The sequence below is a fragment of the Rhizobium sp. TAL182 genome, assembly GCF_002117725.1.
GTDB lineage: Bacteria > Pseudomonadota > Alphaproteobacteria > Rhizobiales > Rhizobiaceae > Rhizobium > Rhizobium esperanzae.
Genome location: NZ_CP021024.1, coordinates 86,455 through 102,511 on the forward strand (window position 1 = coordinate 86,455; position 16,057 = coordinate 102,511).

Annotated in this window: 13 protein-coding genes; 7 read left to right on the forward strand and 6 right to left on the reverse strand. The window is 62.2% G+C overall.

What is annotated here, in order from left to right:
- Position 1 precedes the first annotated feature (1 nt).
- From Tal182_RS00410 to Tal182_RS00425, 4 genes are all read right to left on the reverse strand, one after another.
- The gene (locus tag Tal182_RS00410) at positions 2-832 is read right to left on the reverse strand and encodes a sugar phosphate isomerase/epimerase family protein (protein WP_064809188.1); all 831 of its coding nucleotides are present in this window, start codon (positions 830-832) and stop codon (positions 2-4) included.
- Between the two features lie 29 nt (positions 833-861).
- Positions 862-2,025, reverse strand: coding sequence for a dihydrodipicolinate synthase family protein (locus tag Tal182_RS00415; RefSeq protein ID WP_085857716.1), 1,164 nt, complete (start codon positions 2,023-2,025; stop codon positions 862-864).
- A gap of 3 nt (positions 2,026-2,028) precedes the next feature.
- Positions 2,029-3,177, reverse strand: a complete 1,149-nt coding sequence (locus tag Tal182_RS00420) for a Gfo/Idh/MocA family oxidoreductase (protein ID WP_085857717.1) — start codon at positions 3,175-3,177, stop codon at positions 2,029-2,031.
- 131 nt (positions 3,178-3,308) lie between these two features.
- The gene (locus tag Tal182_RS00425; RefSeq protein WP_064800189.1) at positions 3,309-3,986 is read right to left on the reverse strand and encodes a TetR/AcrR family transcriptional regulator; all 678 of its coding nucleotides are present in this window, start codon (positions 3,984-3,986) and stop codon (positions 3,309-3,311) included.
- A gap of 263 nt (positions 3,987-4,249) precedes the next feature.
- On the opposite strand from Tal182_RS00425, the gene Tal182_RS00430 reads away from it, so the two are divergent.
- From Tal182_RS00430 to Tal182_RS00460, 7 genes are all read left to right on the forward strand, one after another.
- Positions 4,250-5,536, forward strand: coding sequence for an ABC transporter substrate-binding protein (locus Tal182_RS00430; protein WP_085857718.1), 1,287 nt, complete (start codon positions 4,250-4,252; stop codon positions 5,534-5,536).
- A 6-nt stretch (positions 5,537-5,542) separates the two neighbouring features.
- On the forward strand, positions 5,543-6,502 hold the full coding sequence (locus Tal182_RS00435) for a sugar ABC transporter permease (RefSeq protein ID WP_085857719.1): 960 nt from the start codon (positions 5,543-5,545) through the stop codon (positions 6,500-6,502).
- The gene (locus tag Tal182_RS00440) at positions 6,495-7,382 is read left to right on the forward strand and encodes a carbohydrate ABC transporter permease (RefSeq protein WP_094299086.1); all 888 of its coding nucleotides are present in this window, start codon (positions 6,495-6,497) and stop codon (positions 7,380-7,382) included. Before Tal182_RS00435 ends, Tal182_RS00440 begins: the two co-directional genes overlap by 8 nt.
- Positions 7,382-8,479 carry a Gfo/Idh/MocA family oxidoreductase gene (locus tag Tal182_RS00445; protein ID WP_170965923.1) on the forward strand — a complete coding sequence of 366 codons (1,098 nt, stop codon included), beginning with the start codon at positions 7,382-7,384 and terminating at the stop codon, positions 8,477-8,479. Before Tal182_RS00440 ends, Tal182_RS00445 begins: the two co-directional genes overlap by 1 nt.
- A 27-nt stretch (positions 8,480-8,506) precedes the next feature.
- Positions 8,507-9,583 (forward strand): sn-glycerol-3-phosphate ABC transporter ATP-binding protein UgpC, encoded by a 1,077-nt coding sequence (ugpC, locus tag Tal182_RS00450; RefSeq protein ID WP_064800194.1) that lies wholly within the window; start codon positions 8,507-8,509, stop codon positions 9,581-9,583.
- A 112-nt stretch (positions 9,584-9,695) separates the two neighbouring features.
- The gene (locus Tal182_RS00455) at positions 9,696-10,571 is read left to right on the forward strand and encodes a phosphotransferase (protein ID WP_085857722.1); all 876 of its coding nucleotides are present in this window, start codon (positions 9,696-9,698) and stop codon (positions 10,569-10,571) included.
- Positions 10,572-13,022, forward strand: a complete 2,451-nt coding sequence (locus Tal182_RS00460; protein ID WP_085857723.1) for an FAD-dependent oxidoreductase — start codon at positions 10,572-10,574, stop codon at positions 13,020-13,022.
- 66 nt (positions 13,023-13,088) lie between these two features.
- Here Tal182_RS00460 and Tal182_RS00465 read toward each other — a convergent pair whose 3' ends face one another.
- On the reverse strand, positions 13,089-14,546 hold the full coding sequence (locus Tal182_RS00465; protein ID WP_085857724.1) for a mannitol dehydrogenase family protein: 1,458 nt from the start codon (positions 14,544-14,546) through the stop codon (positions 13,089-13,091).
- The gene (gene uxaC, locus Tal182_RS00470) at positions 14,543-15,958 is read right to left on the reverse strand and encodes a glucuronate isomerase (protein WP_085857725.1); all 1,416 of its coding nucleotides are present in this window, start codon (positions 15,956-15,958) and stop codon (positions 14,543-14,545) included. Before uxaC ends, Tal182_RS00465 begins: the two co-directional genes overlap by 4 nt.
- Between the last annotated feature and the right edge of the window lie 99 nt (positions 15,959-16,057).

Below are 16,057 nucleotides of genomic sequence, written 5' to 3' on the forward strand. Positions count from 1 at the left end.
ATCAGATCTGGCAGCAGTTCCGGAAGCGCTCGACGCAAGTGGCGATCACCTCATCGGCCGGACGCTTCCACCAGTTTTCGGCCGAAAAGATCTCCACTTCCTGCGCGCCGAAGAACCCGGCGGCTTCGATCATCCGTCTTATGCCCTTGAGGTCGATGACGCCATCGCCCATCATGCCGCGGTCGAGCAGCATATCCTTCGTCGGCGCCAGCCAGTCGCAGATGTGATGGGCGAAGATACGGTTCATGCGTCCGGCGCGAGCAATCTGGTTGGCAAGATCGGGATCCCACCAGACATGGTAGACGTCGATCGCGACGCCGACATCCTCGCCGAGCGGCTCGCACATGTCGAGCGCCTGGCCGAGCGTGTTCACGCAGGCCCGGTCGGCCGCATACATCGGATGCAGCGGCTCGATCGCAAGTTTCACGCCTGATGCCTGCGCATGCGGCAGCACCGCGGCAATGCCATCGAAGACCATCTGACGGGCGGCGACGATATCCTTCGAAGCGCCCGGCAGGCCGCCGACGACGAGCACGAGGCAGTCGGCGGAAAAGGCGGCCGCCTCGTCGATCGCGCGTCTGTTGTCGTCGAGGTTTTTCTGCCAGTCGGCCTCGGTTGCCGCCGGAAAGAAACCGCCGCGGCAAAGGCCGGTCAGCTTGATGCCGTTCGACTTGACGATCCGCACCGCCTCGTCGAGACCGGCCTTGGCGACCTGGTCGCGCCAGGGCGCGATCGAGGTAATGCCGTGCTTCAGGCAGATATCGACGGCTTCCGCGAAGCCGCACTGCTCGCGGATCGTCGCCAGGTTGATCGAGAGTCCTTCGACCTTCATGTCATTCTTCTCCCGTGCGGTGTCGTGTTTCAGTTGACGCCGTGGACGGCAAGCAGCTGTTTCATGCGCGCGGTTGCGAGTTCCGGATCGGCCAAAACCCGCGCCTTGTCGGCCAGCCGGAAGAGTTCGGCCAGATGCGTCAGCGAGCGGGTGCTCTGCTGGCCGCCGACCATGGTGAAATGGTCCTGCAACCCGTTGAGATAGGCGAGGAAGACGACGCCCGTCTTGTAGAAGCGGGTCGGAGCCTTGAAGATGTGGCGCGACAGCGGCACGGTCGGCTCCAGCAGGTCGAAGAATTCGTGATTGCTCTTGCGGCCGAGCGCGTCGAGTGCTGCCGAAGCCGCCGGCGCGATGGCGTCGAAAATGCCCAGCAGCGCATCGGAATGGCCCTCTTCGTCGCCGGCGATCAGTTCGGCATAGTTGAAGTCGTCGCCGGTATACATGCGCACGGATCTCGGCAGTTGCCGGCGCATCGTCACTTCCTTCTCCTTGGAAAGCAGCGAGATCTTGATGCCGTCGACCTTTGAGGCATTGGCTTCGATCACGCCAAGGCAGGTTTCCATTGCCTTGAGGTGGTCGCCATTGCCCCAGTATCCCTCGAGCGCCGGATCGAACATTTCTCCGAGCCAGTGGATGATGACGGGTTCCTTGACCTGGCGAAGGATGCGGTCATAGACCCTGATATAGTCGTCCGGCCCCTTGGCCGCGACGGCAAGCGCCCGGCTTGCCATCAGGATGATGCGGCCGCCGGCCGCCTCCACCGTTTCGATCTGCTCTTCATAGGCCTTGATGATCGTATCGACCGTCACGTCGGGACCGGGCGACAAATGGTCGGTGCCGGCGCCGCAGGCGATCAGCGCGTCCTTGCGGCCGGCCGCCTCGGCAAGCGCCCGGCGGATGAGGTCGCGCGCCTCCGGCCAGCCGAGGCCCATGCCGCGCTGCGCCGTATCCATGGCTTCGGCGACCCCGAGGCCGAGATCCCAGAGCCGATGACGGAAGGCGAGCGTCCGCTCCCAGTCGATCGCCGGCGTCAGCCATGGGTCGTTGTCGGCGAGCGGGTCGGCGACGACATGGGCGGCGGCAAAGGCGATGCGCGGAAAGCTTTTGGCGTCGCGCTTCTTCAGTTCGATCGGCGTACCGGTCAGCGTATAGGGAACGATCTTGCCGTCGAGGGGGAGATTGATCGTTGTCACGGCTCAGAACTCCAGTGCGGGGACGTCGAGCCAGCGGCGTTCGGCCCAGGATTTCAGCCCGAGTTCGGCAAGCTGCACACCCTTGGCGCCGGCTTCCAGCCCGTAGGGCCACGGCGCATCTTCGACGACATGGCGGATGAACATTTCCCACTGCGCCTTGAAGCCGTTGTCGAAGGCCTGCGTATCGGGAACCTCGTCCCAGGTCTTGTAGAAGTCGATTGTCTGCGGCTGGTCGGGGTTCCACACCGGCTTCGGCGTGTTGACGCGGTGCTGGCTCCAGCATTTCGTCAGGCCGGCCACGGCCGAACCATGGGTGCCGTCGACCTGGAAGGTGACGAGATCGTCGCGGCGCACGCGCACCGCCCAGGAGGAATTGATCTGCGCGATCGCGCCGCCTTCGAGCTCGAAGGTCGCATAGGCCGCATCGTCGGTGTCGCAATCATAAGGCTTGCCCTGCTCGTCGATGCGCCGCGGAATATGCGTGGCGCCAAGGCAGGAGACGGCCTTGACTTCGCCGAACAGATTGTCGAGCACGTAACGCCAGTGGCAGAGCATATCGAGGATGATGCCGCCGCCGTCACCCTTGCGGTAGTTCCAGGAGGGGCGCTGGGCGGGCACGCCCCAATCACCCTCGAACACCCAGTAGCCGAATTCGCCACGCACCGAGAGGATCTTGCCGAAGAAGCCGGAATCCCTCAGCAGCGCCAGCTTGCGGAGGCCGGGCAGGAACAGTTTGTCCTGCACGACGCCGTGCTTGAGGCCGGAACGCCGTGCCTTGCGGGCGAGATCGATCGCCACCTGCAGATCGTCGGAAATCGGCTTTTCGCAATAGACGTGCTTGCCGGCGTCGAGCGCCTTCGACAGTAGCTCGGCGCGCATCAGCGTCGTGCCGGCATCGAAGAAGATCATGTCGTCGGGATTGGCGAGAGCGGCATCGAGATCGGTCGACCAGCGCTTGATGTTATGCTTCTTCGCCAGCTCTTCCATCTTCGCGCCGTTGCGGCCGACGATGATCGGGTCGATCTCGAGTTTTTCGCCCGATTTCAGCGTGATGCCACCCTGGTCGCGGAAGGCCAGGATAGAGCGAACCAGGTGCTGGTTGTAACCCATGCGGCCGGTGACGCCGTGCAAGATGATCCCCAAGCGTGCCATGTTTTCCTCCCTGCAATCTTTTATGGCGGGAGCGGGCGTCCTGGCCCGGCCCTCCCAAGCCGGTAACTAAACGGTTACTTGATGGCAGAAGAGCGGCGAGCCTGTCAATAGTCAAATCCCGCTTTCACTATTCAGCGCTTGATTGAGGCGAGGGTGACGTGGACGATATGCCTCTCCCAGGCACTGAGATTGGCCGGCTCGATCAGGTCGCGGCCGAAGATCGTCGAAAGCGTATACTGGTTGGAAAGATAGAAATAGCCGAGCGAGGCGATCGTCAGATAGACATGCAGGGGATCGGCGGTCTCGATGAAGACGCCCTGCTTCTTGCCCCGCTCGAGCACTTGGGAAAGCTCGCCGATCAGATGCGAATGCAGTTCCTTGAGCCGGATGGACTGACGCAGCCATCGGGCACGATGCAGGTTTTCGGTGCCGAGCAGGCTCAGGAATTCCGGATGCTGGAGGAAATAACGCCAGGTGAAGAGCGCCAGTTCGCCGATGCCTTCCTCGGGGCTGCGGTCGCCGATATGCAGCGCGCGTTCCGCCGTGCGGATGCCGACATAGGCCTCTTCGAGCACCTTGAGGTAGAGCTGCTCCTTGTCGCCGAAATAGTGGTAGAGCATGCGTTTGTTGGTGCCGGCACGTTCGGCGATGGCGTCGACACGGGCTCCGCCCATGCCGTTTTCGGCGAATTCGCGGGTTGCTGCCTCGAGGATGGCGGCGCGTGTCCGCTCCGGATCGCGTTGCGCCGTCCGCTCCGTTGACGGTCGCCGGGCCGGTTTCTTTTCTCTGTTTCCCCCGCTGTCGTGCATCGCTCCACCCCTGTCTTCACGTGTTGCGCTCATAAGCCTTCGGTGCGAAATTGTAAAAACCGAATTTGGAAGGGCGGCCCGCTGGAACGGAATGCTGAGAGCATGATGTCGCCGAAAACCGCTGACGCTTTCGACATCATGCTCTGACCGACACCGCTTGACAGGCTTGCCGCTTTGCTCGTAGCTTGTAACCAATTAGTTATTTGCGCAAGCAAAACTAAATTGGAAGCGTGTGGAGGCGCTTCCCTTTGGAGGAGGAAAAAATGACTCTACGTGTTAACAGACGTAATTTCGTTGCAGGAAGCGCAGCACTTCTGTCGCTGTCGGCGCTCGGAACCAGCGCTTTGGCACAGGAAACGCGCTTGCGTCTCCTGTGGTGGGGCTCGCAGCCGCGCGCCGACCGCACCAACAAGGTGTCGCAGCTCTATCAGACGAAGAACCCGGGCACCTCGATCACCGGCGAATTCCTTGGCTGGGGCGATTACTGGCCGCGTCTGGCGACCCAGGTCGCCGGCCGCAACGCGCCCGACGTCATTCAGATGGACTATCGCTACATTGTTCAATACGCCCGGCGCGGCGCGCTCGCGCCGCTTGAATCCTATATGCCGGCCAAGCTCAATCTCGACGATTTCGACAAGGCGCAGATCGAAGGCGGCAGCGTCGACGGCCATCTCTATGGCGTCAGCCTGGGCGCCAATTCGGCTGCAACGGTGCTGAATACAACGGCCTTCAAAGAGGCGGGCGTCGATCTGCCGACGCAGGCGACCACCTGGGATGAATTCGCCCGAATGGGTGCGGAAATCACGAAGGCGGGCAAGCGCAAGGGCATGTTCGGCCTCGCCGACGGCAGCGGCGGTGAACCGCTGTTCGAAAACTGGCTGCGCCAGCGCGGCAAGGCGCTCTATACCGCCGACGGCAAGATCGGTTTCGGTGTGGACGACGCATCGGAATGGTACGATATGTGGGCCAAGTTCCGTGCGGCCGGCGCCTGCGTCCCTGCCGATATCCAAGCTCTCGACAAGAACGATATCGAAACCAACACGGTGTCGCTCGGCAAGGCTGCCGCCGGTTTTGCCCATTCCAACCAGTTCGTCGCCTATCAGGCCATGAACAAGGACAAGCTGGCGCTCACCAACTACATGCGCATCAAGCCGGACTCGAAGGGCGGCCATTATCGCAAGCCTTCGATGTTCTTCTCGGTCTCGGCGCAGTCGAAGTCGATCGATCAGGCGGTTGATTACATCAACTTCTTCGTCAAGAACCCCGAGGCTGTGCTGCTCCTGGATGTCGAGCGCGGCATTCCGGAATCGGCTGCCATGCGCGAGGTCGTCGCGGCGAAGCTCGACGACAACGGCAAGGTTGCCTTGGCCTATGTCAGCGGCCTTGGCGATCTCGCCGGCAAACTGCCGCCGCCGCCGCCGGCGGGTGCCGGCGAAGGTGAGTTGATGCTGCGCAACATTGCCGAACAAGTCGGTTTCGGACAGCTGTCTCCTTCCGATGGCGGCAAGCAGCTTGTCACTGAAATTACGCAGATTCTCGCACGAGGCTGATGCCGTATGAGCAATGCGATGCGCACGCCCGCAGGGGCCATACCAGTGGAAAGATATCAGGGGGCCGTGGCCGCAGGACGCTTCAGGCGTCTCTGGAATGCCAATGCTCCCGGCTATCTCTTCCTCCTTCCGTGGCTCATCGGCTTTTTCGGGCTGACGCTCGGGCCGGCCCTGATTTCGCTTTACCTGTCCTTCACCGACTTCGACATGCTGCAGTCGCCGCGGTGGGTGGGAGTTGCGAATTACGTGCGCATCGCCACGGCGGATCCGAAATTTTCCGCCGCAATGCACGTCACCCTGACCTATGTCGTCTTCTCGGTGCCGTTCAAACTGACCTTTGCCTTGCTGGTCGCCATGGCACTGAACCGCGGCCTGCGCGGTCTGCCCATCTACCGTGCCATCTTCTATCTGCCGTCGCTGCTTGGCGGCAGCGTTGCCATCGCCGTTCTCTGGCGCCAGCTCTTCGCCAGCGACGGCCTCGTCAACGCCGCACTGGCCCAGATCGGCATCGAGGGGCCAAGCTGGATCTCGCATCCGAATTATTCGATCTATACACTGGTGGCGCTGTCCGTCTGGCAGTTCGGTTCGCCGATGATCATCTTTCTCGCCGGCCTGCGCCAGATCCCGCAGGATATGTATGAGGCGGCAAGCCTCGACGGCGCCTCGAAATTCCGGCAGTTCTACAAGATCACGCTGCCGCTGCTGACGCCGGTGATCTTCTTCAACGCCGTCGTCCAGACGATCGAAGCCTTCAAGGCCTTCACGCCCGCCTTCATCATATCGGGCGGCACCGGCGGTCCGATCAACTCGACGCTGTTCTATACGCTCTACCTCTATCAGGAAGCCTTCGGCAATTTCCGCATGGGCTACGCTTCGGCGCTCGCCTGGATCCTGGTGGTGATCATCGCCATCTTCACCGCCTTCTCCTTCCTAAGCTCGCGTTATTGGGTGCACTACGATGACTGAGATGACCGCTTCCGTCACTGCGGCCAGGCCGCCATCGGATATCACCAAACGCAGCCTGCCCGGGTCGCTCATTGTCCACGCCCTGCTGATCGCCGCTTCGCTTCTCATGGTCTATCCGCTGTTGTGGATGGTTTCGGCATCGGTCAGGCCGGAAACCGAGATCTTCTCGTCGACCTCGCTCATTCCGTCGTCGATCGATTTTTCCTCTTATGCCCGCGGGTGGGTCGGCCTCGACGTCAGCTTCAGCCGGTTCTTCTGGAATTCGCTCGTCATCTCGCTGCTGGTCGTGACAGGCAATGTCATCGCCTGCTCGCTGACGGCCTTCGCCTTTGCCAGATTGCGTTTTGCCGGCCGGAACTTCTGGTTCGCGATCATGCTCGGCACGCTGATGATCCCCTATCACGTGACGCTGATCCCGCAATATGTGCTCTTCCTCAATCTTGGCTGGGTCAACACCATCCTGCCGCTCGTCGTGCCGAAGTTCCTGGCAAGCGACGCCTTCTTCATCTTTCTGATGGTGCAGTTCTTCCGCGGCATTCCGCGGGAACTCGATGAGGCGGCGATGATGGACGGCTGCAGCGCCTGGCGGATCTATTGGAAGATCATGCTGCCGCTGTCGCTGCCGGTGCTGGCAACGGCCGCCATCTTTTCTTTCATCTGGACCTGGGACGATTTCTTCGGGCCGCTGATCTACCTGAACGACATGAACACCTACACGATCCAGCTCGGTCTGCGCACCTTCGTGGATTCCACCAGCGCTTCAGATTGGGGCGGCTTGTTCGCCATGTCGACCCTGACGCTGGTGCCGGTCTTCTTCTTCTTCCTGTTCTTCCAGCGCCTGCTGATCGAGGGCATCGCCACGACCGGCATGAAACGCTGATGGCAGTAGTGGAAAAGAGTGACATGAGCATCAAGACCGTCGCGATCGTCGGCTGCGGCATCGGCCGTTCGCATATCGTCGAAGGCTATCTGCCGCATTCCGACAAGTTCAAGGTGACGGCGATCTGCGATCTGAACGAAGAACGCCTGGCTGCCGTCGGCGACGAGTTCGGTATCGAACGCCGCACCACCTCTTTCGAGGCGCTGCTGGCCGACGAAACGATCGACATCATCGATATCTGCACCCCTCCCGGCATTCATCTGGAGCAGGTGGTCGCCGCTCTCGGTGCCGGCAAGCATGTCGTCTGCGAAAAGCCGCTGACGGGCTCCCTTGCCGGGGTCGATACGATCATGGAAGCGGAAAAGAACGCCAAAGGCGTGCTGATGCCGATCTTCCAGTACCGCTACGGCGACGGCATCCAGAAGGCCAAACGGATCATCGATGCCGGCATTGCCGGCAAGCCCTATACGGCTTCCGTCGAAACCTTCTGGCTGCGCAAGCCCGAATATTACGCCGTGCCCTGGCGGGGCAAATGGGCGACCGAACTCGGCGGTGTGCTCGTCACCCATGCCCTGCATCTGCACGACATGCTGATGCACCTGATGGGCCCGGCCGCAAGGGTCTTCGGCCGCGTCGCCACCCGCGTCAATGATATCGAGGTGGAGGATTGCGCCTCTGCCAGCCTGCTGATGGAAAACGGCGCCTTCGTCTCGCTGTCCTGCACCCTCGGTTCGCAGGAGCAGATCAGCCGGCTGAGATTGCATTTCGAAAACGTCACCTTCGAAAGCACGCACGAACCCTATACGCCGGGCAAGGATCCCTGGAAGATCATCGCCGCCAATGACGACGTTCAGGAAAAGATCGATCGCGTGGTCGGCGACTGGCAGCCCGTTGCGCCGCGCTTCACCACCCAGATGGGTCAGTTCCACGCCTTCCTCAGCGGCACTGGACCCCTGCCGGTGACCACGAAGGACGCGCGCCGCGCGCTGGAACTCGTCACCGCCATCTACCAGTCTTCCGACAGCGGCGCCGAAGTGCCGCTGCCGGTCGGTCCCGACAGTCCCAAATACGCCGATTGGCGCGCAAGAACGAAGTAACCTGTAAAAGAGAGGGGTTTTGAGACGATGGCAACCAGTGTCGTTCTTCAGAAGGTCGAGAAGCGCTACGGCGCAATGGATGTGATCCATGGCATCGACCTGACGATCGATCCCGGCGAATTCGTCGTTTTCGTCGGCCCCTCGGGCTGCGGTAAATCCACGCTTCTGCGGATGATCGCCGGCCTCGAGGAGATTTCGGGCGGCGCGCTGCTGCTCGACAGCGAGCGCATGAACGAGGTGGCACCCGCCAAGCGCGGCATCGCCATGGTCTTCCAGTCCTATGCGCTCTATCCGCATATGTCGGTCTACAAGAACCTCGCCTTCGGCCTTGAGACGGCCGGTTACAAGAAGGCCGATATCCAGCCGAAGGTGAAACGCGCCGCCGAAATCCTGCAGATCGAGAAGCTCCTTGAGCGGAAGCCGAAAGCGCTCTCCGGCGGCCAACGCCAGCGTGTCGCGATCGGCCGCGCCATCGTGCGCGAGCCACGTATCTTCCTGTTCGACGAACCGCTGTCGAACCTCGATGCCGAACTGCGAGTGCAGATGCGGGTCGAGATTTCCCGCCTGCACCGGCAGCTCGGCAACACCATGATCTACGTCACTCATGACCAGGTCGAAGCCATGACGATGGCCGACAAGATCGTCGTCTTGAATTCGGGCCGCATCGAGCAGGTGGGCGCGCCGCTCGATCTCTACAACAATCCCGCCAACCGCTTCGTCGCCGGCTTCATCGGTAGCCCGAAGATGAATTTCCTGAAGGCGCGCATCGAACAGGTCGGCGAGGCCGAAACCAGCATTCATGTCTGCGGCAACTCCGTCCGCCTGCCGCGCCGGCTGAAAGGCGAGGCCGGTCAGGAGGTCACCTTCGGCATTCGCCCCGAACATCTTTCGCTTACAGAGGGCGCCATCACGCTCTCGACCGTCAATGTCGATCTCGTCGAAAATCTTGGCGGCGCCACCATGCTCTACACCACGACGCCGGATGGGCAGCTCTTGACGATCGCCCTTGACGGCCAGCAGAAGGTCGAGCGGGGCGCCAATGTGAAGACTTTCTTCGATCCCGCCCGCTGCCACGTATTCGACGCCGCCGGTAAAACGATCTGACTCTCGGGAGCGCTCCCGCGAGTCCAGAAGGACGCGTAGCGCTGCCACCGCTGCTTGACAGCCGATCCTGCTCTGTCCCATCATTTCGGAAGGGGCCGCAAGGAGGGTGAGCATGACGCCTGAGGATAGGATTCATGCGCTTGGCATCTGGCAGGGCTCGATCGAAATATCGCCGATAGCAGGCGGCATCACCAACAGGAACTATCTGGTCAGCGATGCCGTCGCCCGTTGCGTGGTGAGATTGGGCACCGACATTCCGATCCATCACATCAGCCGCCAGAACGAGCTTGCCGCCAGCCGCGCCGCACATGCCGCCGGCCTGTCGCCCGCCGTCATCCACCATTCGCCTGGCGTGCTGGTGCTCGAATATATCGAGGCGAGGGCACTTGTGCCGGAAGATATCAGGGCGCCTGACATGCTTGCCAGGGTGGTGCCGCTGGTGCGTGCCTGTCACCACGACATCGCCCGGCATTTCCGCGGCCCGGCGATGATCTTCTGGGTCTTCCACGTCATCCGCGATTATGCCGCCAGCCTGAGGGCGGCGGGCAGCTCCCACCTTCCCTTGCTTGCGAAACTCCTCGCCAGGGCCGAGACGCTGGAAGAAGCGGCAGGACCCTTCGAGATCGCCTTCGGTCACAATGACCTGCTGGCTGCCAATTTTCTCGATGACGGCAAGCGGCTTTGGCTAATCGACTGGGATTATGCGGGCTTCAACACGCCGCTTTTCGATCTCGGTGGATTGGCCTCCAACAACGAACTGCCGGAAGCAGCCGAGCGGATGATGCTGGAAATCTATTTCGGCCGGCCGCCAATCGATGAACTCATCAGACGCTACGCTGCGATGAAATGCGCCTCGCTGCTGCGTGAGACGCTCTGGAGCATGATTTCGGAAATCCATTCCACGATCGATTTCGACTATGCCGCCTATACGGCAGAGAATCTCGCTCGTTTCGAGCGCGCCTATCAAGCCTTTGAACGGGATCAATAAATGATGAGACAATTACCGAAGACGGCAAAGGCCGTGGTCATCGGCGGCGGCATCATCGGCTGCTCGACAGCCTATCATCTCGGCAAGCTCGGCTGGACCGATACCGTTCTCTTGGAACGCAAGAAGCTGACCTCCGGCACCACCTTTCATGCCGCCGGCCTTGTCGGCCAGCTGCGCACAAGCGCCAACATCACCCAGCTGCTCGGTTACTCGGTCGATCTCTACAAGCGGCTGGAAGAGGAAACCGGCCTTGGCACCGGCTGGAAGATGAATGGCGGCCTGCGGCTTGCCTGCAACGAGGAACGCTGGACGGAAGTGAAGCGCCAGGCGACCACCGCCCAGTCCTTCGGCCTCGACATGCAGTTGCTGACGCCGCAGGAAGCCTTCGATCTCTGGCCGCTGATGACGATTGACGATCTGGTCGGCGCCGCCTTCCTTCCCACAGACGGTCAGGCCAACCCTTCCGACATCACCCAGGCGCTCGCCAAAGGCGCCCGCATATCAGGCGTTTCGATCTTCGAGGATACCGAAGTCCTCGACCTCGAAATCGACAAGGGGAAGATTCGCGCCGTCATCACCGCAGAGGGGCGCATCGAATGCGAGCGGGTCGTCGTCTGCGCCGGCCAATGGACCCGCGCCTTTGCAGCCCGCTTCGGTGTCAACGTGCCGCTGGTCTCGGTCGAACATCAATATATCATCACCGAATCTTTCGGCGTGCCTTCCAACCTGCCGACGCTGCGCGATCCCGATCGTCTGACCTATTACAAGGAGGAGGTCGGCGGCATCGTCATGGGCGGCTACGAACCGAACCCGATCGCCTGGGCAGAGAAAGGCATTCCCGAGGATTTCCACTACACGCTGCTGGACAGCAATTTCGAGCATTTCGAGCAGATCATGGAACAGGCGCTCGGCCGCGTTCCGGCGCTGGAGAATGTCGGCGTCAAGCAGCTCTTGAACGGCCCGGAAAGCTTCACGCCTGACGGTAATTTCATTCTCGGCGAGGCGCCGGAACTCAAGAACTTTTTCGTCGGCGCCGGCTTCAACGCCTTCGGCATCGCATCTGCCGGCGGCGCCGGCATGGCGCTTGCCGAGTGGGTGACGAAGGGCGAGCCGCCCTATGATCTCTGGCCGGTCGACATCCGCCGTTTCGGACGCCCGCATTTCGATACCGACTGGGTGCGCACCCGCACGCTGGAAGCCTATGGCAAACACTACACGCTGGCCTTCCCCTTCGAGGAATATGCGAACGGCCGCCCTTGCCGCAAATCGCCGCTTTACGATCGGCTGAAGGCGCAGGGTGCCTGTTTCGGTGAAAAACTCGGCTGGGAGCGGCCGAACTGGTTTGCCGATCTCTTCGCCAATGAGGAGCCGAGGGATGTCTATAGCTACAAGAGGCAGAACTGGTTTGAGGCCGTCGGCCGCGAGCACAAGGCGGTGCGCGAGGCAGCGGTCATCTTCGACCAGACCTCGTTCGCCAAATTCGTGTTGAAGGGCAGGGATGCCGAGGCGGCGCTCTCCTGGATCGCCTCCAATGATGTCGCAAGGCCCGTGGGCTCGCTCATCTACACCCAGATGCTGAACGACAAGGGCGGCATCGAATGCGACCTGACCGTCGCCCGGATCGCCGAGAACGAATATTACATCGTCACCGGCACGGGTTTCGCCACGCACGACTTCGATTGGATCGCGCGCAATATTCCGGCCGAGATGCATGCCGAACTGGTCGACGTCACCTCTGCCTATTCCGTTCTGTCGCTGATGGGGCCGAATGCGCGCGCCGTGCTGGAAAAAGTGACCGGCAGCGATGTTTCGAACGCGGCCTTTCCCTTCGGCCAGGTCAGAACGATCGGCATATCGGGCTGCCCGGTGCGGGCGCTGCGCATCACTTATGTCGGCGAACTCGGCTACGAACTGCATGTGCCCATCGAATATGCCACCACCGTCTATGACGTGCTGATGGCATCAGGCGGCGAATTCGGCCTCGTCAACGCCGGCTACCGCGCCATCGAAAGCTGCCGCCTGGAAAAGGGCTATCGCGCCTGGGGCTCCGATATCGGCCCCGATCACACGCCTGTCGAAGCCGGCCTCGGCTGGGCGGTGAAGACCCGCAAGAACATTCCCTTCCGCGGCCGCGAAGCAATCGAGCGGCAGCTCAAGGAAGGTGTGAAGAAGCGCCTCGCCTGCTTCGTTCCCGATGATCCCGATACCGTGCTGCTCGGCCGCGAAACCATCTATCGCGACGGCAAACGTGTCGGCTGGCTATCGAGCGGCGGCTTCGGTTATACGCTTGGGAAGGCGATCGGCTACGGCTATGTTCGCAACCCGGAAGGTGTGACGGAAGATTTCGTCCTCGCCGGCGTCTATGAGCTCGACGTCGCGAGGCAACGCATTCCCTGCAAGGTGTCGCTGGCGCCGCTCTATGATCCCGAAATGGCGCGCGTGAAGGGCTGACATGAAGTGACGCAAAGAGAGGGCGTGCCGTGGCACACCCCCCTCTGCTGAAAAGACTTCAGGCTCTCAAAACAGCGGCAGTCGGTCGTCCTGGATCAGGATCTCGAGCTTGTCCGAGACATCCTGCGTCCAGGCCCGATGCCCTGTCAAAGCCGACGGGAAAAGGCCTGGCAGGGTGAACAGAGCTGCCGAGATCGCCGGACCAGTGTGCGGGACGTCGGCGATGAGCGCGGCGATCTCGGCAGCGCGGGGGTCGCGCAGCTCGTAGCGTTCGCCATTGCCGTGTGCGCCGATCGCATAGCGCATCCAGGCCGCCACGGCGATTGCATAGGTCTCCGCCCGGTCGCCAAGGGCAAGCGCCTCGCATGCCGGTTCCAGCAGCCGTTGCGGCAGTTTCTGCGTGCCGTCCATGGCGATCTGATAGGTGCGGTGGGCGATCGCCTTGTTTGCAAAGCGTGCTATCAATTCATTGGCATAATCATCGAGATCGATACCCGGCACTGCGTCGAGGGTGCGTGCCGCCGCATGCATGTGGCGATAGGCCAGCGCCGCTAGACCCACGTCATCCATGACGTCGCGGATGAATTCATAGCCTCCGATATAACCGAGATAGGCAAGCAGCGAATGGGCGCCGTTCAGCATCCTGAGCTTCATTTTTTCGTAGGCCGAAACTTCCTCGACCATCAGCGCGCCGCGTACCTTTTCCCAAGCCGGACGGCCATTGGCGAAATGGTCTTCGATGACCCATTGCGTAAAGGGCTCCGTCTCGATCGCCGCCATGTCGGCGCGGCCCGTCAGCCGCTCGGCATCGACATAGGTCGCGTCGGTGCTGGCGGGCGTGATTCGGTCGACCATCGTCGACGGGAAGGGCACGTTCGCTTCGATCCAGCGATGCAGCTCGGCATCGATGCGTGAAGTGAATTCGAGCACGAGGCGCTTCAGCACGGCGCCGTTGCTCGGCAGGTTGTCGCAGCTGAGTGGGGTGAAGGGCGCTATGCCCTTCTGCCGGCGGCGCGCGAGGCCTTCGACGAGATAGCCGATGACGCCGCGCGGCGCACGTCGGTTGGCGAGGTCGGCGACGATATCCGGATGTTTGAGGTCGAGGCCGCCCGTTGCGGGATCGAAACCATAGGCCTTTTCCGTCACCGTCATGCTGACGATGCGAATGGCAGGGTCCTCGAGCCGCGCCAGCAGCCCGGCCGGATCGCGCGGCGCCACATGCGCCTTCAGGATCGAGCCGATCACTTCGGCCGTCGTGCCTGACGTGTCGCGGATCAGCACCGTATAGAGCCCGTTCTGGGCGGAGAGATTGTCCGCGACATCGGGCGTGCGCAGGCTCGCCACCTCGATGCCCCAGTCGCCGCCGGCGGCTGCGAGCGCGCCATCCGTGAACGGTGCGAAATGGGCGCGGAAGAAGGCGCCCGGGCCGAGATGCAGGATGCCGGCCTTCAGCGCATTCCTGTTATAGGCGGGAAGCTTCGCCGTCGGCGCAAGGCCGGTCACGTTCTGCAGTCTGTCGCTCACAGCTTATAGGCCTTCTTCGCATTGTCATAGGAGAGTTCGCGCGCCACGATCTCGGCGTCATGCCCGGAAATCCGGTGCTCGGCGACGAGCCCAGCGAGGAAGCGGCAGACTTCACGGCGCCAGACGTCGTGGCGCGCCGGGATCGACAGCAGCGCGCGCGTGTCGTCGTTGAAACCCGCCATATTGGCGAAACCGGCCGTCTCGACGACCTGGTCGAGATAGCGGCGGATGCCAAGCGGGCTGTCATGGAACCACCAGGGCGGGCCCACCATCAGGCAGGCCCAATGGCCGGCCATCGGCGCCAGCTCCCGGGCATAGGTCGTCTCGTCGAGCGTGAAAAGCAGGATGCGCAGGCCCGGCGCATGGCCATATTTGGAAAGCAGCGCATTCAGGCCGCCGACCCAGTCAGTGCGTGTCGGGATATCGGCGCCCATATTGGGACCGCGGGTGGCAAAGAGCCCGCTGTCGGTATTGCGTCGCGAGCCGGCATGGATCTGCATCACCATGCCGTCCTCGGCCGATAGACCGGCCATCTCGGTCATCATCTGGCCGCGGAAAAGCTCGGCATCGGCAGCCGAGAGCGGTCCCTTCAGCACCCTGTCGAGCAGCGCCTGTTTTTCCCCAAGCGGCAGATCGGCGGTGAAGGCGCTCGGTACGCCGTGATCGGTCGCGGTGGCGCCGAACTGGCGGAAATAGGCGCGCCGGCGCCGATGCGCCTCGATCAGGCCGTCCCACTTCGTGACGTCGGCGCCGGTGATCTCTCCGAACTTGAGGAGATTGTCGCGGAAGCCGACGGCATCGGGATCGGTGACGCTGTCCGGCCGGTAGGTGGTGCGCACCTTGCCGATCCAGCCCTCTGCCGCCATCTTCTGGTGATGGACAAGCGGGTCGAGCGCACCTTCGGTCGTCGCGATCGTTTCGATGCCGAATCGCTGATGCAGCGCCCGCGGGCAGAATTCGGGACGGGCGAGCTGGGCATTGATGTGATCGTAGAGCTCATCGGCATTATCCGCCGTCAGCGGCTCGGTGCAGCCGAGCACGGCCGACATGGCGTGATCGACCCAGAGGCTCGAAGGCGTTCCGCGGAAGAGATGGTAATGCCTGGCAAAGGTCCGCCAGATCGCCCGCCCCTCAGCCACCGGCTTGCCGTCGAGCCTGGGAACACCGAGCTCGTCCAAGGTGACGCCGACGCTGTGCAGCATGCGGAAGAGATAGTGATCGGGAATGACCAGCAGCGAAGCCGCGTCTTCAAAGGGCTTGTCGTCGGCGAACCAGGACGGTTCGGTGTGCCCGTGCGGGCTGACGATCGGAAGATTGCGCACCGTCTCGTAGAGGTCTCGCGCGATGGTCCGTGTCGCCGGGTCGGCCGGAAAGAGCCGGTCCGGATGAAGAAAGCCGTTGCCTGCATCCATCAGTATTCCTCCCTGATGGATTAGGGCCTACCCCACTACATCGGGCACGGCAAGGTCTTTTAGTAACCAAACGGTTCAGTTTTGCGCATGGCCGCGCCG